General features: G+C 66.3%; 17 protein-coding genes and 1 tRNA gene. 9 read left to right on the forward strand and 9 right to left on the reverse strand.

Annotation, left to right across the window (positions count from 1 at the left end; genetic code table 11):
* Positions 1 to 33 precede the first annotated feature (33 nt).
* The 8 genes from glmM to phoR all read left to right on the forward strand — a co-directional run bounded on the left by glmM (position 34) and on the right by phoR (position 8,434).
* Positions 34 to 1,377, forward strand: a complete 1,344-nt coding sequence (glmM, locus tag AAHB16_RS23395) for a phosphoglucosamine mutase (protein WP_150371244.1) — start codon at positions 34 to 36, stop codon at positions 1,375 to 1,377.
* A 252-nt stretch (positions 1,378 to 1,629) separates the two neighbouring features.
* Positions 1,630 to 2,661 carry a phosphate ABC transporter substrate-binding protein PstS gene (gene pstS, locus AAHB16_RS23400; RefSeq protein WP_150371245.1) on the forward strand — a complete coding sequence of 344 codons (1,032 nt, stop codon included), beginning with the start codon at positions 1,630 to 1,632 and terminating at the stop codon, positions 2,659 to 2,661.
* Positions 2,662 to 2,758: 97 nt separating this feature from the next.
* Positions 2,759 to 3,724: a phosphate ABC transporter permease PstC gene (gene pstC, locus AAHB16_RS23405; protein WP_150371246.1), complete on the forward strand. Its 966-nt coding sequence runs from the start codon at positions 2,759 to 2,761 to the stop codon at positions 3,722 to 3,724.
* A complete protein-coding gene (pstA, locus tag AAHB16_RS23410; protein ID WP_150371247.1) occupies positions 3,721 to 4,623 on the forward strand; it encodes a phosphate ABC transporter permease PstA in 903 nt (300 codons plus the stop codon). The genes pstC and pstA overlap by 4 nt, the downstream gene beginning before the upstream one ends.
* Positions 4,624 to 4,646: 23 nt before the next feature.
* Positions 4,647 to 5,435 carry a phosphate ABC transporter ATP-binding protein PstB gene (pstB, locus tag AAHB16_RS23415; protein ID WP_109582615.1) on the forward strand — a complete coding sequence of 263 codons (789 nt, stop codon included), beginning with the start codon at positions 4,647 to 4,649 and terminating at the stop codon, positions 5,433 to 5,435.
* A 68-nt stretch (positions 5,436 to 5,503) separates the two neighbouring features.
* A complete protein-coding gene (gene phoU, locus AAHB16_RS23420; RefSeq protein ID WP_150371248.1) occupies positions 5,504 to 6,208 on the forward strand; it encodes a phosphate signaling complex protein PhoU in 705 nt (234 codons plus the stop codon).
* A gap of 37 nt (positions 6,209 to 6,245) precedes the next feature.
* Positions 6,246 to 6,953 carry a phosphate regulon transcriptional regulator PhoB gene (gene phoB, locus AAHB16_RS23425; RefSeq protein ID WP_150371249.1) on the forward strand — a complete coding sequence of 236 codons (708 nt, stop codon included), beginning with the start codon at positions 6,246 to 6,248 and terminating at the stop codon, positions 6,951 to 6,953.
* Between the two features lie 155 nt (positions 6,954 to 7,108).
* Positions 7,109 to 8,434 (forward strand): phosphate regulon sensor histidine kinase PhoR, encoded by a 1,326-nt coding sequence (gene phoR, locus AAHB16_RS23430; RefSeq protein ID WP_150371250.1) that lies wholly within the window; start codon positions 7,109 to 7,111, stop codon positions 8,432 to 8,434.
* Here phoR and AAHB16_RS23435 read toward each other — a convergent pair.
* The 5 genes from AAHB16_RS23435 to ppk1 all read right to left on the reverse strand — a co-directional run bounded on the left by AAHB16_RS23435 (position 8,431) and on the right by ppk1 (position 15,790).
* Positions 8,431 to 9,492: a fimbrial protein gene (locus AAHB16_RS23435; protein ID WP_342052110.1), complete on the reverse strand. Its 1,062-nt coding sequence runs from the start codon at positions 9,490 to 9,492 to the stop codon at positions 8,431 to 8,433. The two genes, phoR and AAHB16_RS23435, sit on opposite strands and share 4 nt — an antisense overlap.
* Positions 9,493 to 9,643: 151 nt before the next feature.
* A complete protein-coding gene (locus AAHB16_RS23440; protein WP_342052111.1) occupies positions 9,644 to 12,199 on the reverse strand; it encodes a fimbria/pilus outer membrane usher protein in 2,556 nt (851 codons plus the stop codon).
* 49 nt (positions 12,200 to 12,248) lie between these two features.
* A complete protein-coding gene (locus tag AAHB16_RS23445) occupies positions 12,249 to 13,022 on the reverse strand; it encodes a fimbrial biogenesis chaperone (protein ID WP_150371254.1) in 774 nt (257 codons plus the stop codon).
* A 21-nt stretch (positions 13,023 to 13,043) separates the two neighbouring features.
* Complete coding sequence (locus AAHB16_RS23450; RefSeq protein WP_150371255.1) at positions 13,044 to 13,586, reverse strand: fimbrial protein; 543 nt, start codon at positions 13,584 to 13,586, stop codon at positions 13,044 to 13,046.
* A 110-nt stretch (positions 13,587 to 13,696) separates the two neighbouring features.
* Complete coding sequence (ppk1, locus tag AAHB16_RS23455) at positions 13,697 to 15,790, reverse strand: polyphosphate kinase 1 (RefSeq protein ID WP_263364770.1); 2,094 nt, start codon at positions 15,788 to 15,790, stop codon at positions 13,697 to 13,699.
* Between the two features lie 168 nt (positions 15,791 to 15,958).
* On the opposite strand from ppk1, the gene ppx reads away from it, so the two are divergent.
* Positions 15,959 to 17,491 carry an exopolyphosphatase gene (gene ppx, locus AAHB16_RS23460; RefSeq protein ID WP_150371257.1) on the forward strand — a complete coding sequence of 511 codons (1,533 nt, stop codon included), beginning with the start codon at positions 15,959 to 15,961 and terminating at the stop codon, positions 17,489 to 17,491.
* A 30-nt stretch (positions 17,492 to 17,521) separates the two neighbouring features.
* Here the strand turns inward: ppx and AAHB16_RS23465 are convergent, their stop codons facing one another.
* The 4 genes from AAHB16_RS23465 to AAHB16_RS23480 form a co-directional block, all read right to left on the reverse strand.
* Positions 17,522 to 18,352 (reverse strand): GNAT family N-acetyltransferase, encoded by an 831-nt coding sequence (locus AAHB16_RS23465; RefSeq protein ID WP_150371258.1) that lies wholly within the window; start codon positions 18,350 to 18,352, stop codon positions 17,522 to 17,524.
* A gap of 247 nt (positions 18,353 to 18,599) precedes the next feature.
* Positions 18,600 to 19,088, reverse strand: a complete 489-nt coding sequence (locus AAHB16_RS23470) for a SixA phosphatase family protein (protein WP_342052112.1) — start codon at positions 19,086 to 19,088, stop codon at positions 18,600 to 18,602.
* A gap of 221 nt (positions 19,089 to 19,309) precedes the next feature.
* Complete coding sequence (infA, locus tag AAHB16_RS23475; protein WP_008641674.1) at positions 19,310 to 19,531, reverse strand: translation initiation factor IF-1; 222 nt, start codon at positions 19,529 to 19,531, stop codon at positions 19,310 to 19,312.
* A 338-nt stretch (positions 19,532 to 19,869) separates the two neighbouring features.
* A tRNA-Pro gene (locus tag AAHB16_RS23480) sits at positions 19,870 to 19,946 on the reverse strand.
* Positions 19,947 to 20,257: the final 311 nt, after the last annotated feature.

Here is a 20,257-nt window from a genome sequence, read left to right on the forward strand (position 1 = left end):
TGCACGGCGGTGGCACTGGGAGAACGAGAACACATGACACGTAAATATTTCGGGACCGATGGAGTACGTGGCCGGGTCGGCGAGTCGCCGATCACGCCGGATTTCGTGATGCGCCTCGGCTATGCCGCGGGCAAGGTGCTGGCGCTGAGCCAGAAGACCACGCAGGGCAAGCCGACGGTGCTGATCGGCAAGGACACGCGGATCTCGGGCTATATGCTCGAAGCCGCGCTGGAGGCGGGCTTCACGTCCGCCGGCGTCAACGTGCTGCTGACGGGGCCGCTGCCCACGCCGGGCATCGCGTATCTGACGCGCGCGCTGCGCCTTGCGGCGGGCGTGGTCATTTCGGCCAGCCACAATCCGTACTACGACAACGGCATCAAGTTCTTCTCGTCGAACGGCGACAAGCTGCCCGATGCCGTCGAGTCCCAGATCGAGGCCGCGCTCGAGGAGCCCATGGTCTGCGTGCGCTCGGACGACCTGGGCCGCGCGCGGCGCATCGACGATGCCGCCGGCCGCTATATCGAATTCTGCAAGAGCACGTTCCCGTACGAACAGGACCTGCATGGCCTCAAGATCGTGGTGGACTGCGCCCATGGCGCCGCCTATCACATCGCCCCGCACGTGTTCCATGAACTCGGCGCGGACGTGGTATCCATCGGCAACCAGCCCGACGGCCGCAATATCAACGCCGGTTACGGTGCCACCGCGCCGGACAAGCTCGTGGAAGCGGTCAAGACGCATGGGGCGGACCTCGGCCTCGCGTTCGACGGCGATGCCGACCGCCTGCAGGTGGTCGATGCCACGGGCCGCCTCTACAACGGCGACGAGCTGCTGTACGTGATCGTGCGCGATCGCCAGGCCGCGGGACAGAAGGTGGAAGGTGCGGTGGGCACGCTGATGACGAACATGGCCGTGGAGCTCGCGCTCAAGCGGCTGGGCGTGGCGTTCGTGCGCGCGAACGTCGGCGACCGCTATGTGCTGGAAGAGCTGAACCGCAACAAGTGGACGCTCGGCGGCGAAGGCTCCGGCCATCTGCTCTGCCTGGACCGGCATACCACGGGCGACGGCATCGTCTCCGCGCTGCAGGTGCTGGCGGCGCTGCGCCGCAGCGGCAAGACGCTGGCGCAGATGCTCGAGGGCGTGAGCCTGTTCCCGCAGACGCTGATCAACGTGCGCGTGGAGAAGGGTTTCGACTGGAAGACCCACGCGGGCCTCGCGGCCGCGCGCGCGACCGTGGAGCCCGAACTGGAAGGCCGGGGCCGCGTGCTGATTCGCGCGTCGGGCACCGAGCCCGTGGTGCGGGTGATGGTGGAAGCGGAGCAGGTGGAGACCGCCGAGCGGGCGGCACAGACGCTCGCCAAGGCGTTGCAGTCGTGATGCGCTGATTTTCCGCTCCCTCCCGAAAAGGCCAGCCTTGCGCTGGCCTTTTTATTTGCCAGTTTATCAATTAACCGCCTCCATATGGCACCCAACCGCGGGGTTGCGCCTGGGACACTGGCTACCCGCAAACGGCCAGCTGAAGCCACTTTCAAAGAACATTGCGTGATGTCACGGAACTGTCATACAGACCGCATACAGTTCGACTTGTCAAAAATTTGTCATTCCCCAACCATGTTCTCTGGAGGACATATGAAGCTGGTCAAGACTGCCGTGGCAGGCATCGTTTCGATGGTGGTAGCGGGCACTGCGTTCGCGGCGGAAATTACCGGTGCAGGCGCCTCGTTCCCGGCGCCCGTGTATTCCAAATGGGCAGACGCCTATCAAAAAGCAACGGGTAACAAGGTCAACTATCAATCCATCGGTTCGTCGGGCGGCCTGAAGCAGATCGGCGCCAAGACGGTCGATTTCGGTGCTTCGGACGCGCCGCTGAAGGACGACGAACTGGCCAAGCAGGGCCTCGTCCAGTTTCCGACGGTGATCGGCGGCGTGGTGCCCGTGATCAACCTGCAAGGCGTGAAGCCAGGCGAGCTCGTGATTACCGGCGAAGTGCTGGCGAACATCTACCTGGGCAAGATCAAGAAGTGGGACGATCCCGCCATTGCCTCGCTGAACCCGAAGGTCAAGCTGCCGAACCAGGACATCCTGCCGGTGCGCCGCGCCGACGGTTCGGGCACGACCTTCATCTTCACGAACTACCTGGCCAAGGCCAGCGCCGACTGGAAGAACACGGTGGGCGAGGGCACGACCGTGAACTGGCCGGGTGGCGGCACGGGCGGCAAGGGTAACGAAGGCGTCGCCGCGTTCGTGCAGCGTCTGAATGGCGCGATCGGCTACGTCGAGTACGCGTACGCCAAGCAGAACAAGATGACCCACCTGAACATGAAGAACACGGCTGGCGAAACCGTGCAGCCGAGCGACGACGCGTTCCGCGCGGCCGCCGCCGGTGCGGACTGGAGCAAGACGTATTACCAGATCCTGACCAACCAGCCGGGCAAGGGTGCGTGGCCGATCGCCGGCGCGACCTTCATCCTGGTCCACAAGAGCCAGGAGAAGGCCGCGCAGGGTACGGAAGTGCTGAAGTTCTTCGACTGGGCCTACAAGAGCGGTGGCGCCATGGCCACGGACCTCGACTATGTGCCGCTGCCCGAGTCGGTCGTGACGCAGATTCGCAATACGTGGAAGACGTCCGTGAAGGACGCTTCGGGCAAGGCGCTGTACTAAGCCCTGTCCAACGGCCGGGCCGCGGCGGTATCGCGGCCCGGCCGGGTTCCTCCGGGTCTCATCGCTTCATCGGTTTCAACGCAACCCCAATTCCACCATGGCGACTTCGTCCGATCTACCGGCCGTACGGCCACCAAGCCGCACCGGCGACATTCTGTTCGGCGGGCTGACACGCGGCGCCGCCATCGTGACGCTGCTGCTGCTGGGCGGCATCATCGTTTCGCTGGCCATCAGCGCGTGGCCGTCGATCAAGCAGTTCGGCATCGGCTTCCTGTGGAACGCCGAGTGGGATCCACCCGCGGACGTGTACGGTGCACTGGTGCCCATCTACGGCACGATCGTGACTTCGCTGATCGCCCTCATCATCGCCGTGCCGGTCAGTTTCGGCATCGCCCTGTTTCTTACCGAGCTGTCCCCGGCGTGGCTGCGCCGACCGCTCGGTACCGCCATCGAGCTGCTCGCGGCCGTGCCGTCGATCGTGTACGGCATGTGGGGCCTGCTCGTGTTCGCGCCGCTCTTCGGCGAATATTTCCAGAAGCCGCTGGCCGCGACCATCGGCCAGGTGCCGGTGATCGGCAAGCTGTTCCAGGGCGCGCCGCTGGGCATCGGCCTGCTGTGCGCGGGCGTGATCCTCGCGATCATGATCATCCCGTATATCGCGTCCGTGATGCGCGACGTGTTCGAAGTCACGCCGACGCTGCTCAAGGAGTCCGCGTACGGCGTGGGTTGCACGACGTGGGAAGTGATGTGGCGCGTGGTGCTGCCCTACACCCGCGCCGGTGTCATCGGTGGCGTGATGCTCGGCCTGGGCCGCGCGCTCGGTGAAACGATGGCCGTCACCTTCGTCATCGGCAATACCAACCTGATCGACAGCGTCTCGCTGTTCGCGCCGGGCAACAGCATTACCTCGGCACTCGCCAACGAGTTCGCCGAAGCCGGCGCCGGCCTGCATACCGCGGCGCTGATGGAACTGGGCCTGATCCTTTTCTTCATCACGTTCGTGGTGCTGGCCCTGTCGAAACTGCTGCTGCTGCGCCTTGCCAAGAACGAGGGGGGCAAATGAACCAAGCTAGCAACGCCATGGCGACGTCTTCCATTCCCGCAGTCCGGCCCGATGCCGACGCAGTGCGCATGCGCCTGCAGGGCTCGCGCCGCCGCATGAACCTGTATGCGCTGACCGCCTCGCTGGCCGCGATGGGGTTCGGCCTTTTCTGGCTGATGTGGATCCTCTGGACCACGATCTCGCTCGGTATCGGCGGCCTGTCGCTCGATCTGTTCACGCAGATGACGCCGGCCCCGAACACCGCCGGCGGCGGTCTGGCCAACGCGATCTTCGGCAGCTTCGTGATGGTGGGAATCGCCACGCTGATCGGCACGCCGCTGGGCGTGCTGGCGGGCATCTACCTCGCCGAGTACGGCCAGAAGAACATGCTGGCCAGCTTTATCCGCTTTATCAACGACATCCTGCTCTCGGCGCCGTCGATCGTGATCGGCCTGTTCGTCTACGCGCTCGTGGTGACCCGGATGGGCCATTTCTCGGCCTGGGCCGGCATCTGCGCGCTGGCGCTGCTCCAGGTGCCGATCGTCGTGCGGACCACCGAGAACATGCTGAACCTGGTGCCGAACGCGCTGCGTGAGGCGGCCGTGGCCCTCGGCACGCCGAAGTGGAAGATGATCATGTCGATCACGGTCAAGTCCTCGTACGCGGGCATCATCACCGGCGTGCTGCTGGCGGTGGCGCGTATCGCGGGCGAGACCGCGCCGCTGCTGTTCACGGCGCTCTCCAATCAGTTCTGGAGCACGGACCTCGACAAGCCGATGGCCAACCTCCCCGTGACGATCTTCCGCTTTGCGATGAGCCCGTTCACGGAATGGCAGCAACTGGCGTGGGCTGGCGTTTTCCTGATCACCGTCGGTGTGCTGGCGCTGAACATCGTCGCGCGCATGCTGTTCAAGAAATAACCGAATTCAAGCGAGACATGAGCATGACCTCTACCGTCATCGACATTCCCGATACCGTCCGCGCCAAGATCGATGTGCGCGACCTGAACTTCTACTACGGCCAGTTCCACGCGCTCAAGCACATCAACATGTCGATCCCGGACCGCAAGGTCACGGCGTTCATCGGCCCGTCGGGCTGCGGCAAGTCCACGCTGCTGCGCACGTTCAACAAGATGTTCGCGCTGTACCCGGAGCAACGCGCCGAGGGCGAGATCAACATGGACGGCGAGAACCTGCTGACGAGCAAGCAGGACATCGCGCTGCTGCGCGCGAAGGTCGGCATGGTATTCCAGAAGCCGACGCCGTTCCCGATGTCGATCTACGACAACATCGCATTCGGCGTGCGCCTGTTCGAGAAGCTGTCGCGCTCGGAGATGGACGACCGCGTGGAGTGGGCGCTCTCCAAGGCCGCGCTGTGGAACGAGGCCAAGGACAAGCTGCACCAGTCGGGCTACGGCCTGTCCGGCGGCCAGCAGCAGCGGCTGTGCATCGCGCGCGGTATCGCCATCCGCCCCGAAGTGCTGCTGCTGGACGAGCCGTGCTCGGCGCTGGACCCGATTTCCACGGGCCGTATCGAGGAACTGATCGCCGAACTCAAGGACGAGTACACCGTGGTGATCGTGACCCACAACATGCAGCAGGCCGCGCGCTGCTCGGACTACACGGCGTACATGTACCTGGGCGAGCTGATCGAGTTCGGTGAAACCGAGAAGATCTTCATCAAGCCGCACCGCAAGGAAACGGAAGACTACATCACCGGCCGCTTCGGCTGACGCAACCGACGGCGCAACTGCCGACGCAACATCGCGCGTAACATACGCATAGCGGCCAGGAGAACACCATGACTGACAAGCACCTGTCGACGCAGTTCGACGCCGACCTCAACGCGATCAACACCAAACTGCTGCAGATGGGCGGCCTGGTGGAGTCGCAGATCGAATCGGCTATGCGCGCGCTGGCAGATTTCGACGGCGAAGTCGCTGATCGCGTGATCGCGCGCGAGCTGCAGCTCAACGCGCTGGAAGTGGAAATCGACGCGGATTGCGGCAATATCATCGCGCGCCGCCAGCCGACGGCGCGCGACCTGCGCCTCGTGATGGCGATTTCCAAGACGATCACGAACCTCGAACGCGCGGGCGACGAGGCCGAGAAGATCGCCAAGCGCACCAAGCACATCATGGAAGACGCCGCCGCGCACACGATCAACTATTCCGAGGTGAAGCTGTCCGGCGAGATGGCCATCTCCTTGCTGCGCCAGGCGCTGGACGCGTTCGCGCGGCTCGATACCGTGGCCGCCGCCCGCATCGTCAAGGACGACAAGGCGATCGACGACGAATTCCGTGCGTTCGTGCGCAAGCTGATTACGTACATGATGGAAGATCCGCGATCCATCTCGGTGGCGCTCGATTTCCTGTTCATCGCCAAGGCGGTGGAGCGGATCGGCGATCATGCCAAGAACATCGCGGAGTTCATCATCTATATCGTGAAGGGTACCGACGTCCGCCACGCCTCCCGTGAAGACATGGAGCGGGAAGCGCTGAGCTGACGCGGTACTGGACTGACGAAGAGCGGAGAAAAATTACATGCCAAGCAGTATTCTCGTTGTCGAGGACGAACCGGCGATCGCGGAACTGATCGCCGTCAACCTGCAGCACGCGGGACATTATCCGATCCGGGCATACAACGCCGAGCAGGCCCTGTCGCTGATGAGCGACGTATTGCCGGACCTCGTGCTCCTGGACTGGATGCTCCCGGGCAAATCGGGTGCGACCTTCGCCAAGGAGCTGCGGTCCAACGACCGCACCAAGCAGATTCCGATCATCATGCTCACCGCGCGCAGCGAGGAGCAGGACAAGGTCATGGGTCTCGAGGCGGGGGCCGACGACTACGTGACCAAGCCCTTCTCGCCGAAGGAGCTGCTCGCGCGCATCAAGGCCGTGCTGCGCCGCCGCGCGCCGCAGCTGACCGATGACGTGGTGGCGATCAACGGCCTGCGCCTGGACCCGGCCACGCATCGCGTGACGGGCCAGGACGACGCGGGTCCGCTGAAGCTCGACCTCGGTCCCACCGAGTTCCGGCTGCTGCACTTCCTGATGACGCATCCGGAGCGCGTGCATAGCCGCTCGCAGCTGCTGGACCAGGTGTGGGGCGATCACGTGTTTGTCGAGGAACGCACGGTGGACGTCCATATCAAGCGCCTGCGCGCGGCGCTCACGCCGGGCGGCTACAGCAACATGATCGAGACCGTGCGCGGCAGCGGGTACCGTCTGGCCCGCTCGCCGAGCCACTGAGATGCATCCGGTGCCATCGCATCCGCCCGGCGGCGATGGCATCTGCGGGGAATCCGCCATGTGCCACCGGTTTGATTCCGTGGCACACTCCGTCGCAAACGCGGTCCAATCTCGCATGAGCGCCGTCTGAAGCCGTTCGATTCCCTTACCTCCGCATGAATATCATCTGGGCCCGATCCGCGGCCGCCCTGATCAGCCTTGCCGTCATCGCCGCCGGAATCTACCTGTTTGCCGGCGCATTGGCCGCACTGCTCGCGCTGTGCGCGATGCTGTTCCTGCTGCTGGGGTACTACCTGTTCCAGATCAACCGGCTGTGGAAGGTGCTCGACGCGCCGGCCTACGGCGAGATTCCGAGCGCGCTGGGTATCTGGGGCGAGGTCTATTACCGCCTGCACCGGCTGGTCAAGCGCTGGCGCACGCAGGTGCTGCAGGTGGAGCAGCAGCACACGCGCTTTATCCAGGCCATTCAGGCATCGCCTTACGGCGTGCTGATGCTCGACGATGCCGACCAGATCGAATGGTGCAACGGCGTGGCCGAGCATCATTTCGGGCTCAATGCGCGGCGCGATGTGCGCCAGCGCATCACGCACCTGATTCGCCGGCCCGAGTTCGTCCATTACCTGACGCGCGAGCGCTACGACGAGCCGCTCGTCATGCGCGACATGGGCGAGCACAAGCGCAACGTGACGGCCGTGCAGATCCTTCCCTATGGCGAGAACCGAAAGCTCGTGCTGACCCAGGACATCACCAAGGTGGAAAACACCGAAGCCATGCGGCGCGATTTCGTGGCAAACGTCTCGCACGAACTCAAGACGCCGCTGACCGTGCTGACCGGCTTTCTGGAAACGGTGCGGGACCTGCCGGTCTCCGAGGAGGATCGCCATCGCTATATCGACATGATGCTCGTGCAGTCGATGCGCATGCAGCGCATCGTCGAGGATCTGCTGGCGCTGGCCAAGCTCGAGAGCGATGCGCAGGCGCCGACGTTCGACCGCATCAACGTGGCCGCGCTGGCCGCGCACCTCGTGCACGACGCGGAGGCGCTGTCGCAGCAGCGCCATCGCATCGAGGTGGAGATCGATCCCGCCGTGGTGCTGCGCGGTGCCGAGCAGGAACTGCTGTCGGCGCTCGGCAATCTCGTCTCCAACGCGGTGCGCTACACGCCGGACGGCGGCCGTATTGCCATCCGCATGAAGTTCACCGACGGCCATTCGGTGTTCTCGGTCAGCGATACGGGGCTGGGCATCGCGCCCGAGCATATCCCGCGGCTGACCGAGCGGTTCTATCGCGTCGATCGCAGCCGCTCGCGCGACACGGGCGGCACGGGCCTGGGCCTCGCCATCGTCAAGCACGTGCTGTCGCGCCACCACGCCGATCTGCGCGTGACCAGCGAGCTCGGCCGTGGCAGCACGTTCCGCATCATCTTCCCCGCGGACCGCAGCGGCTACGAGCCCGAGGACGCCGCGCGCCAGGTCGCCTAGCGGTAGTCGAGCGTCACGGTCACCTCCGCGCGCACGGCCCCGGCCGTGACCACGCTCCCGGTCTGGTAGAGGCGCGCACCGAGCGGAATCGCGTAGTCGGCGTCGCGGCGCGTGTCGTAACCGGGCACGTCGATCGGCGTGCCGAGCCGCATGGGGTCGCCCGCGGCATCCAGCAGCTGCACACCGACGCCGGTGGCGCCGGACGCGGCATTGAGCGCGACCACGGCCTTGTCGGCGGCCACGATGGCGGAGCGCGCATCGATCCGGTATGTGATGCCGTTCAGGCCGGCCGGGCAATCGTTGAGCGCGAACTGAAACAGCCTGGGTGGCGTCGTGGATCCGGGGCCCGTGAAGCGGTGCGTCATATGCGTGCCGAGGTCGACGACCACATCGGGCGTGCGACACGTGGATGGCTGCACCGCGGTGGCCGATATCCGGAAGGTGACCGGTGGCGGCGTCGTCTGCGCGACGTCGCCGATCACGGCGGCGCCTTCCGCGACGAGCTCGGACGGCAGCGTGCCCGCCGTGACGGGGCCGGTCTTGACCAGCATCACGCCGAACCGCACCCCGGTCGTTTCCATGCCGCCTGGCTGTGTCGCTGTGCCCTGTGTGCGCGTGCGGTCGACCTGCCATGACGCGGCATTGCCCGGCGTGCCGGCGCGGTGCCAGCCCGCATAGACCCGGTCGCCGATCTTCACGTCGCGGCGGATGGCCATGCCCACGCCCGCAAGCCCCGTCCGATAGACGGCATATGTGACACCGTCCGACTGGATATCGAGGCCAGCTTCGCGCACGCCGGGCAGGCGCGAGCCGATGCCGGCGTCGGCGCCTGCCGCGCAGGTGTAGTGGTCGTTCACGGCGGGCGAATCGATCCAGCCCGTCAGCGCGGTGCCGACCGACGCCGTAGGCAGGACGCGGATCGTGGCGGGCAGCATCAGCACGTAGGTCTGCCCGCCGCCTGTGCATGCGGCGGACCACGCGACGCCCGGCAGGGACAGCAGCCCGGCCAGCATGGCCACGGCGCGCGCGCGCATGTCCGGTGGGCCCGGCGATCTCATAGCGGCGCGGCACATCGGCCTTCTCCGACGGCGAGGTCGCTGGTGGCGCGCGTCAGCGCGGCATCGCGCGTGCATTGCCTATGCGGATCGCCGTCCGGCGGGGATATCATGGCCACGACGCGCGCGCGCATGTCCGGTGGGCCCGGCGATCTCATAGCGGCGCGGCACATCGGCCTTCTCCGACGGCGAGGTCGCTGGTGCCCCCCGTCAGCGCGACATCGAGCGCGCATTGCTGATGCGGATCGGCGCCCCACGTCACGGTGAGCGTTCTGGCGTCCGCCGGCAATCCGCGTACGAGCGCGCGTCCGCCCTGCGCGACAGTACCGATCCGGCGGCCGTCGGCGGCGAAGACCTCGGCGCCGAAGGGCAGCGGCTGGCCGTCCGCCATGCGCGCGCGGATCAGCGCCGCGCGGCCCATGCGATGGGTCTCGAAGCGCGCGCGGACCACGGCGCCTTGGGTCGGCGCCACATGACGGGTGTCCTCCCCGAGTTCCACGCTCAACGGCAGTCCGCGCGGATCGATCTCGATAGCATTACGCGCGAACGGCTGCAGGTTCGAGACCACCGCGCGTCCCCATGGACCGATGCGCGTGCCGCTTGCCGAGGCAATGCGCGCGCCGGGAATATCGTCCGCTTCCACCACGGCCAGCGTGTCGCCCTGCGCGGGCGACGCGGCCACGCCACCGGCGTAGCCGACGATCACCCCCGAGACGCCGCCGCCTGCCTGGCGATAGCCCGATGCCGCGCCCGCGTTGCCATTGACCGTCGCCATGGTACCGAAATAGGTGGCGTTGGCGCTGGCGCCATACGCTTCGCCGGGGTCGTTGCCGTCGGCCGTGCGGCTCGCGCGGGTCGCGTTCGCGGTCAGCCCATAGGTCAGCGTCGGCGCGTCGCCGATGCTGCCGGTCAGGCTCTGCTGCGCGATCGTGCGGCCGCGCGGATCGTAGGTCAGTGCGGCCGCCGCGCTCGCCGTCGTCGCGCCCTGGCCGAGCGGCATGCCGAGCGTCAGCATGATGCGGTGGTTCCATCGGCCGGTGTCCACGCTGAAATCGCGCGATGCCGCGAGGCTGTAGCGCAGTCGGCCGAACGCATGGGTGTAGCCGAGCTGGAACTGCGTGCCGAGGCCACCGCGATGCCGCTGGGCCTGTACCGCCGCGGAGACATACAACGCGCCGAAGCGGTCGCCCAGCGGCTGATTGACGAGCGCCTGCAGGCGCCGGACCGGCCTCGGCGACGGGGCTTCGCGACCCGCGGGGACATGCCGAAGCATGACGGCATCCGCGAGCGAGAGATAGTTACCGCCCATCTGGTGATCGCCGGACACCGACACGCTCGTGCCGATGCCGGGGAACAGGCGCTGATAGGCCAGCCGCAGGCGCTGGCCGCGTACGGACCCCGCGAACGTCTGCACGAGATCGGCGGAGAGCGCGCCATACGCGGTGTTGAGCGCGATGCCGCCCGCGAGGGCCGCATAGTCTCGCGAGGCTGCCACGCCGCCCTCGAGCGTCACGACGTTGTTCAGCCCATGCCGCAGCACGCCCTGCGCGAGCCAGGGCGTGTCGGCGACCGATGGATGGCGATACTGGCCGGCGGTGACCGAGAAGCGCGTGACGCCCGGCCGCAGCGCCTTGACCGTGGCGGAAAACGGCACGCGCCAGGTTCGCACGCTGCCGTCCGCCTCGGTGGCGATGACCTCGAGGTCGCCACCGTAGCCCGTGGGGTACAGGTCGTCGATCTCGAATTCGCCCGGCGCGACGGTGGTCTCGAGAAGCAGGTTGCCACCCTGGCGGATCTGCACGCGCGCATTGGTATTGACAATGCCGCGCACGATGGGAGCAAAGCCGCGGCGCGAGTCGGGCAGCATGCGGTCGTCGCTCGTCAGCTGCACACCGCGGAAGCCCGCGCTATCGAACAGCGTGCCTTCGGTAAAGCCGTCGCCGAGTATCAGCAGGCTGTCGAGCGGCGCGATGGCGCGTTGTACGTAGGTCAGCGTGGGCGTGTAGCGCGCGCTCGCACCCGCGTGCGTGCTCGTGCTCAGGTTGCCGACATGGCGCAGGCGCCAGGGGCCCAGGTTGATGCCGCCGCGAAGGCCGAGGTAAGCCTGCATGGCGGAGCCGGCGGCGGAGGCCTGTGTCGTCCGCGTGGCGAAGACACTGCCGTCATAGCGCAGGATGGCCGCGGGCACTCCATCATCCCAGTACGCCGGATCGGTGTAGCCCCGCGCGTGCCGCGCGAGCGCGATCTGCGGAACGCCGACATCGAGGCGGAAGTCGCTCATGTCGTAATGCGCGGTGGCGCCCTCGACCAGCGCGCCCACGGGATCGCAGCGGTCGTCTGCGCTGACGAGGGCGGCGCTCGCAGCCGCGGACAGGCGGGCCAGATCGACACCGATCCGCTGCAGCAACGCGCGATCGAAACACGGCAGCGGGAGGGCACCGTGGTCCGCGACGGTCGCGAGCCGGATGGCCGCGCGGCCCACGCGCTGGCCATTCACGTAGAGCGTGAGCGTGTGGACACCGGGCTGGACGGGATTGCCGTACGCAAATCGCGAGCCGTCGATGGGCGGTCCGTCACCATGCAGGAATCCCATGTTGAACTCGACCGCGGCAAGCGTCGTGGTGGCGTCGCCTGCCGCGAGTGACGGCGCGGATGCGGCGATCGCGACGAGCGCGGCGGGTGCGAGGGTCAGTGCCGCGGCGCGGCTCACGGCAACACTTGCGCAGGCAACACCAATCGTCCCGATGCGCCTACTGTGCCTATTGCACCGACGCTTCGCCGTACCATGTGCCGCCCTGATCGTTGATGGCACCGAACCTGACGCGCGTTCCCGCAGCGGGATCGACCCCGTTCCGCACGACACCCTCCAGCCGGAATTGCCGGGATGCACCGGGGCCGAGCATGCCGCCGACGCGGTGGGGCGCCGGGGCGGCGTGCTTCGGTTCGGCAAGCGAAATGTCGATGAGCGTCACGTGGTAGGGCGTGGGATTCGTGGCCTCGAGCGTCAGCCCGCGGTCGCCGTCCACCGCGCGGCCGGTCACGCGCCATGTCACGCGCGTGGGGGCCTCCGCGGCAGCGTCGGGAAGCGATGCGGGGCGAAAGAACAGCTTCAGGCGCGTGCGGAACGCCATCTGCAGCAGATTGCCCTGTGCCGCTTCGCCCGTGGGCCTGGGGGGCACTTCGAGGACGTTGAGATAGAACAGGGACTCGCGATCGTCCGGCAGCGGTTCGCCCGTGTACACGATACGTAGCGTCTGCCCCTTGTCCGGGTCGATACGCGCGATGGGTGGCGTCACGACGAACGGCGCATCGGCCGAGGCGGGCGACGCGGTGGCGTCGCCATCGTCGATCCAGACCTGCGCGAGCGAGGGGTGCCTGCCGCTGTTGGTGAGGCGGACCGTCGCCTCCGCCTCCGCCGCGCGATAAACCACGCGCGTGTTGTCGATGACGATGGAGGCGTGCGTGAGCCCGCTGGCGAGAAAGCCCGCGACGGCCGTGGCAACCTTCGCTACTCGCGCGAATCGGAACGACATGACTGCGATGGATGTCCGCGCTTACTGGTAGACGATCGTAAAGTTCACGCGTGCCGTGGCCTTGCCACCCTGGGCCTTGCCCGTGGCCACGTATTGCGCGGCGTAATGCAGCGTGGCCGAGCCGTCGGTACCGATCGGCACCGCGGTGGGAATGGGGGCGTTGCCATTCAGGGGAATGGAGTTGCCGCTGGCATCAAGGAGGGCGATCTGTACATTCTTGGCGCCGGCGGTGGACTCCAGTTTCAGATGGCCGGACTGCGGATCCGCATCGTTGCTGCCTTCGAAATGCACATACGCGCTGCCGGCAGGATCTGTATTGCAGTCCGAAAGACGGATATCGAATCGCGTACGCCCGGCCGTCGCGCCGCTGGTGGAAAGCGCATCGGCCGAGACATGCGGGAGTGGCACCGTGAAGTTCGCGGCGCTATCCTTCAGGTCGTTGATCTTGCAGGTGTTCGTCTTGACCTCGCCGCTGAACGTGATCGTGCCGCTGACGGCATGGGCCCGCGTGGCGAGGAGTGCGCTACCGGCGACGAGCAACAACGGAATGAGCTTGGCTTTCATGAGATGGCAATCGCTGATGAGGATTGCGCCAGTCTAGGAACGTGAGCGCTCCCGCTGGCCGATCCCAACACATCTTTGCCATCTCCGCGCCGCCGGCGCGCGCCGCGAAACTAGCCGCCAAACATGCCGAGCAGTTCCACCTGGCTCACGTACGCCTTCTTCGCGCGGGAAGGCTTCCGCGCATACTCGCCGTCGGGCTGCATGATCCACGCCGACGCGTTGTCGCGAAGATGGACCTGCAGGCTTTCCTTGATGACGCGGGCCTTGAGCGCGCGGTCGAGAATCGGGAACGCGACCTCGACGCGGCGGAACAGGTTGCGGTCCATCCAGTCGGCGCTGGACAGGTACAGCACGTCCTCGCCGCCCGCGCGGAAGTAGTAGACGCGGTGGTGCTCGAGAAAGCGGCCGACGATCGAGCGCACCGTGATGTTCTCGGACATATCGGGCACGCCGGGCCGCAGCGCGCAGACGCCGCGCACGATCAGGTCGATCTTCACGCCCGCGCGCGACGCCTTGTAGAGTTCCTCGATGATCGAAGGCTCCAGCAGCGCGTTCATCTTGGCGATGATGCGCGCGGACTTGCCGGCGCGCGCGTTGCGGGCCTCGTTGCGGATATGCTCGACGAGGTTGCTGTGCATCGTGAACGGCGACTGCCACAGATGATTCAGCCGGATCGTGCCCGCGGTGCCGGTCAGCAGCTGGAACACGTGATGCACGTCCTCGCAGACCTTCTCGTTGGCCGTGAGCAGGCCGAAGTCCGTATAGAGCCGCGCCGTGCGCGGGTGATAGTTGCCCGTGCCCAGATGGGCGTAGCGGCGCAGCTGAACGGACTTCCCCTTGACCATGCTCTTGCCGTCGCTGGGCTCGCGCCGCACGATCAGCAGCATCTTGGCGTGGCACTTGTGGCCGACCACGCCGTACACCACGTGCGCCCCCGCCGATTCCAGCCGCTCGGCCCAGTTGATATTGGTCTCTTCGTCGAAACGCGCGAGCAGTTCCACCACGACCGTGACTTCCTTGCCGTTGCGCGCGGCGGACATCAACGCTTCCATTACCGCGGACTCGTTGCCCGTGCGGTAGACGGTCTGCTTGATGGCCACGACGTTCGGATCGGCCGCCGCCAGCTGCAGCAGGTCCAGCACCGAGCTGAAGCTTTCGTACGGGTGGTGCAGCAGCACGTCCTGATGGCGGATCACGTCGAACATCGGCGCGCCGGGCGGAAACGCCTTGACCGGCGCGGCCACGTGCGGCGGATACTTGAGCAGCGGCCGGTCGATCAGGTCGGGAATCTGCATCAGCCGGACGAGGTTCACCGGCCCGCTCACGCGATACAGGTCCTGCTCGCCCAGTCCCGATTCCAGCAGCAGCCGGCGCGCGAGCGGGGCGGGGGTGTCGGACGAGACCTCGAGCCGCACCGTGTCGCCGAAATGGCGCGCGGGCAGCTCGCCCTGCAGCGCTTCGCGAAGGTCGGTGATGTCGTCCTCGGAAACGAACAGGTCCGAATTGCGCGTGACGCGGAACTGGTAGCATCCCTGCACGTCGATGGCGGGAAACAGCTCGTGCACGAACGCCTGCATGAACGACGAGAGCATCACGAAGCCGTAGGGGTAGCCCGACAGCTTCTCCGGCATCTTGACCACGCGCGGCAGCGCGCGGGGCGCCTGCACGATGGCGAGGTCCGCGTCGCGGCCGAAGGCGTCCTTGCCGGACAGTTCGACCACGAAGTTCAGGCTCTTGTTGAGCACGCGCGGGAACGGATGCGCGGGATCCAGGGCGATCGGGGTGAGGACCGGCCCGAGTTCGCGCACGAAGAAGTCGCGCGCCCAGCCGCGCTGCGCGTCCGTCCACGTGCCCATGAGGTGGAAGTAGACGCCTTCCCGCTCGAGCGCGGGGAATATGACGTTCTGCAGCATGTCATACTGCGAGGCCACGAGGCGCTGCGTGCGCTCGGTGACCAGGTGATAGGTCTGCAGGAACGAGAGGCCGTCGGGCGTCGTGCCCGATGCATTGTCGCGGATCTGCTCCTTGAGACCCGCCATCCGAATTTCGAAGAACTCATCGAGGTTGCTGGAAACGATGCAGATGAACTTGAGCCTTTCCAGCAGCGGGACGTTGGGGTCGGCGGCTTGCGCCAGGACGCGCGCGTTGAATTCTAGGATGCCCAGCTCGCGGTTAAGCAGGGTGCCGGGCGCAGTCGTCGACATGGTCATGAATGTTCTTTTTCGGAATGTGGCGACTTTTCCATAGTTGTGTGTCATTTACATGACACTGTGGATTTGTCATGCTCCGGACATGACGAAGACATAATTTACGGGGTTTGATGCGGTGGCGCCACCCGGTCGATCCCGCCACCCCCGTGCTTCACACTAGCAATGACACAGACACCACGCCTGCTGGCCGCCGTAGACATGGGCTCGAACAGCTTCCGCCTGATGATCGGGCGCGTTGACGAGACCCCGACGGCGTCCGGCCCAGCCAGCCAGATCTTTCAGGTCGATGCCCTGCGCGAACCCGTGCGCCTCGCGGCCGGCCTGACCCCCGACAAGTACCTCGACCAGCCCGCGCGCCGCCGCGGCATCGACGCGCTGCGCCGGTTCGGCGACCGGCTGCGCGACTTCGCGCCCGAGCACGTGCGCGCGGTGGCCACCAATACGCTGCGCGTCGCGCGCAATGCCCCCGAGTTCCTGATCGAAGCGGAGCATGCGCTCGGCTTCCCGATCGAAGTGATCGCGGGCCGCGAGGAAGCGCGCCTGATCTACCTCGGTGCCTCGCACGATGCGCCGGCATGCCAGGGCAATCGCCTCGTCGTCGATATCGGCGGCGGTTCGACGGAATTCATCATCGGCAGCGGCTATCAGTCGAAGCTGATGGAAAGCCTGTATATCGGCTGCGTCTCGCACAGCCGCCAGTTCTTCCCGAGCGGCAATGTCGACGAGTACGCGATGAAGCAGGCCGAACTGGCCGCGCGCCGCGAGATCCAGGTGCTCGTGCGCCAGTACCGCGCCGCGGGCTGGCAACAGGCCGTGGGGTCGTCGGGCACCGCGCGCGCGCTGGCGGAGCTCATCGAGCTCAATGGCATGAACGACAATCCCGCCGAGCATGGCATCACGCGCGAAGGGCTCGAGCGACTCAAGCGCGCGCTGATCAAGGCGGAGAACGCGAATCGCGTCAAGCTTGCGGGGCTCAAGGCCGATCGCATCCCGGTGCTGCCGGGCGGGTTGTCGATCATGCTCGGCGTATTCGCCGAACTCGATATCGACCGCATGGACGTTACCGACGGCGCGCTGCGTCTCGGCGTGCTGTACGACCTGCTGGGCCGCAGTCATCACGAGGACATGCGCACGGTCACGGTCGATCAGTTCATGCGGCGCTACGCGGTGGATCGCGCGCAGGCGGACCGCGTGGGCGCGGCCGCGCGCGAACTGCTGGCGCAGTTTCCGGAGCCGGCGCACGAGCGCCGCGAGGACAACCTGGCGCTGCTCGGCTGGGCGGCGAGCCTGCACGAGATCGGCATGTCGATCTCGCACGGCGGCTATCACAAGCACTCGGCCTATATCGCGACGCACGCGGACATGCCGGGCTTCTCGAAGACCGATCAGGCGCGGCTGGCCACGCTGTTGCTCGGCCATGCGGGCAAGCTCGGCAAGCTGTCCGGCAGCGGCAAGTTCCTCGACTGGCGCATGCTGTTCAGCCTGCGGCTGGCGTTCGTGCTGTGCCGCCGCCGTTCGGATGCGAAGCTGCCGGACATCCGCGTGAGCCAGCGTTCGGAAGCGCTCGACGAGGGCTTCGAGGTGCGCCTGCCGAAGAACTGGATCGACGCGAACCCGCTGGTCGAGTACAGCCTCGCGCAGGAAGCCGACGAGTGGGAGCGCATCGGCAAGCGCTACAAGGTCGTGTACGTGTAAAGAAAAAAGCCGCGCGACGCGCGGCTTTTTTTACTTCAGACCCAGAAAGTGCCGCGCATAGCGCGGGTTCATGTCGCGCACGCGCAGCAGCGTCAGGAAGTCCGCGACGTTGAAGTCCGGATCCCACGCGGGCAGGCCGCAGATCTTCGCGCCAAGGCGCAGATAGCCCTTGATCAGCGCGGGCGGATCCACATCCAGCGTCTGGTTCAGGTCGTCCACGGGCAACGGCACGCGCGGGAACGCGTGGTACTCGATGGGGGCCAGCGAACGCTCCGCGAACTGGCGGTAGAGGCTCGCGGCGTAGTGGCCGCCATCGCTCATCGGCACGCTCGCGCAGCCGAGCAGCGACTCGAGGCCGTAACGCTGCAGGTATTCGCCCAGACCGCCCCACAGGGCCATGATCACGCTGCCGCTGCGAAAGTCGCGGTGCACGCACGAGCGGCCGACTTCCAGCATCTTGGGGCGCAGGTGGTTCAGGCGCACGAGGTCGAACTCGGATTCCGCATAGAGGCAGCCGATGCGCTTGGCCTGATGCGGCGGCAGGGCGCGGTAGGTGCCCACCACCTTGAGCGTTTCCTGGTCGCGGACGATCAGGTGGTCGCAATAGGCGTCGAACATGTCCACGTCCATGTCCGGCGTCGAGGTCTGGAGGCGTGCTCCCATCTCCTCGGCAAACACCTTGTAGCGCAGGCGCTGCGCTTCTTCTACTTCGTCCTGATGGCGTGCCCACGCCACGCTGAAAGCAGGCGCTGCATTTGTTGCATCTTGCTGACGAGGAAGACGCCTCCGCGCCGATTGGCCGGTCTGGCCAGTCGGCAAAGAGTCGAAGAGCGGCTGAGTAGGCGTCGGAAGGTCTCGCATTGTGTGTCCTTTCGGTGTCCTTTCGGTGACGAAACGGCTTCGAAACAATGTAGGCAATGTAGGGACGCCCAGTGACAACGCCGTGGCACGAACATGACGATTCCGTGACCAGAACGGTGTTGCGTGGGTGCTGGAAATGACTCTAACCGGCTTGGAAGCCACGCGCCATAAGCTTTACGTGAAATGTGAAGCTTACGATACAGATTTATGACACGTGCAACGTGCGAAGTCGAACACTGCGTGGCAGTCAGAGAAAATCGGGATGGATGACGGCGCGCAGGGCGACTTGCGCGTCCGAGTCGCGCGTCCGTCCGGTGAGCCACCAGACGCCGCTCTTGCGCACGCTCCAGGGCATTTCGCGGCCGGCCAGCACGCGGCTGGCCACGCGGCCGAGCCACGGCTGGTGGCCCACGACTACGACGGTCTGGGTGGCCACGTCCTCCGTGCCGGGCCAGCCGACCGTGGCCAGCACCTCGGTGACGCTGGCGCCGAGCCCGAGCACGTCCAGCACCTCGGCATCGCTGCAGAGCGCGGCGGCGGTTTCGCGTGCGCGCACGGCGGGGCTGCAGACCACGCGATAGGGGGCGGGGAGGTGGTTGCGCAGCCATTTGGCCGTGGCTTCGGCTTGCTTGTGCCCGCGCGGGGTCAGCACGCGCTGGAGGTCCGCGTTGCGGGACAGGCTCATTGCCGAAGGCAGGTCTTCCGCTTCGGCGTGGCGCCACAGGATGAGATTCATGAGCGGACGGTGGCTGGTCGAGTCCCGAGTATGGTCAGGCACCCAGCGGGGCGCAAGAGGGGAGACCATGAGGGACCCGGCGGGTGGAGGCCAAAAAACAAAACGGGCTGCCGGAGGCTCGAAGAGCCTGCGGGCAGCCCGTCAGTCTGCGGCGCGGGGATGACACCACTGTGGTCACATCGGTGACATCCCCGCCCGAAGGGCGGACAACTCAGGACAACTCAGGACTTGTGGCGGAAATTGATGCGACCCTTCGTCAGATCGTAGGGCGACATTTCCAGCGTCACACGGTCGCCGGCCAGGATCCGGATGCGGTGCTTCTGCATCTTGCCCGAAGCGTATGCCCAGATTTCCACGCCGTTTTCCAGCGTCACGCGATAACGGTTGTCGGGGAGGGCTTCCGACACCACGCCGCCAAATTCGATGAGTTCTTCCTTAGCCAATCTTGTAGTCCTTTGCTTGCAGCCAAAGGCTGCACGAGTTGAGTGAGATCCTGCGACGCGCGCACCGGACGTGAAAACGCGGTGTCGCGCGGGTTCAGGCATCGCCGAGGGAATCGTGGAGGGGAGGTCTTGATGGCCGCCGATCTTGACGTGCCTGGCTTCCGGGAGTGCTCACGTACCCCGGAACTGACCTCCGTATTGTATCACGACGGGGGCAAACACGCCGTGGCGGCGTCGTGCGGCGGGCACAGCGCGCGTGCCGGCGCGCGTCCCAAAGAAAAAGGGCTCACGTCGCTCGACGCAAGCCCTTGTCCGGTCTGGCTTTACTACTGCAAAACTGGTCGGAGCGATAGGATTCGAACCTACGACCCTCTGATCCCAAATCAGATGCGCTACCAGGCTGCGCTACGCTCCGAAGCCGGCGATTGTAGCGCCTTGTTACCGCGTGGGTCAAATGCGACGGTGAGGGCGGGCGGAGTGCGGGCTTCGCCGCTGGGAGGCACCCTGCTTCAGACGGGGTGGGATTCGGCTTGACTTGGGGCGTCGCGCTGACATAATCCGCACACCGCCAGGGTCCGACGCTCCGTTCGCCACGGGGCCAGGGCAGATCTCTTCCGGACCCGGTCCCGACAATCACAACAATGGCACGCCAGTCTTCGCGAGCGACGCGGGGGCACGGCTGTAGCCTGAGCATCGTTCGCTCGCGCGCCGCCCGGCGCGTTCGGC

This window comes from Cupriavidus sp. OTU4054, assembly GCF_038440175.1.
In the GTDB taxonomy this organism is placed as follows: domain Bacteria; phylum Pseudomonadota; class Gammaproteobacteria; order Burkholderiales; family Burkholderiaceae; genus Cupriavidus; species Cupriavidus pauculus_D.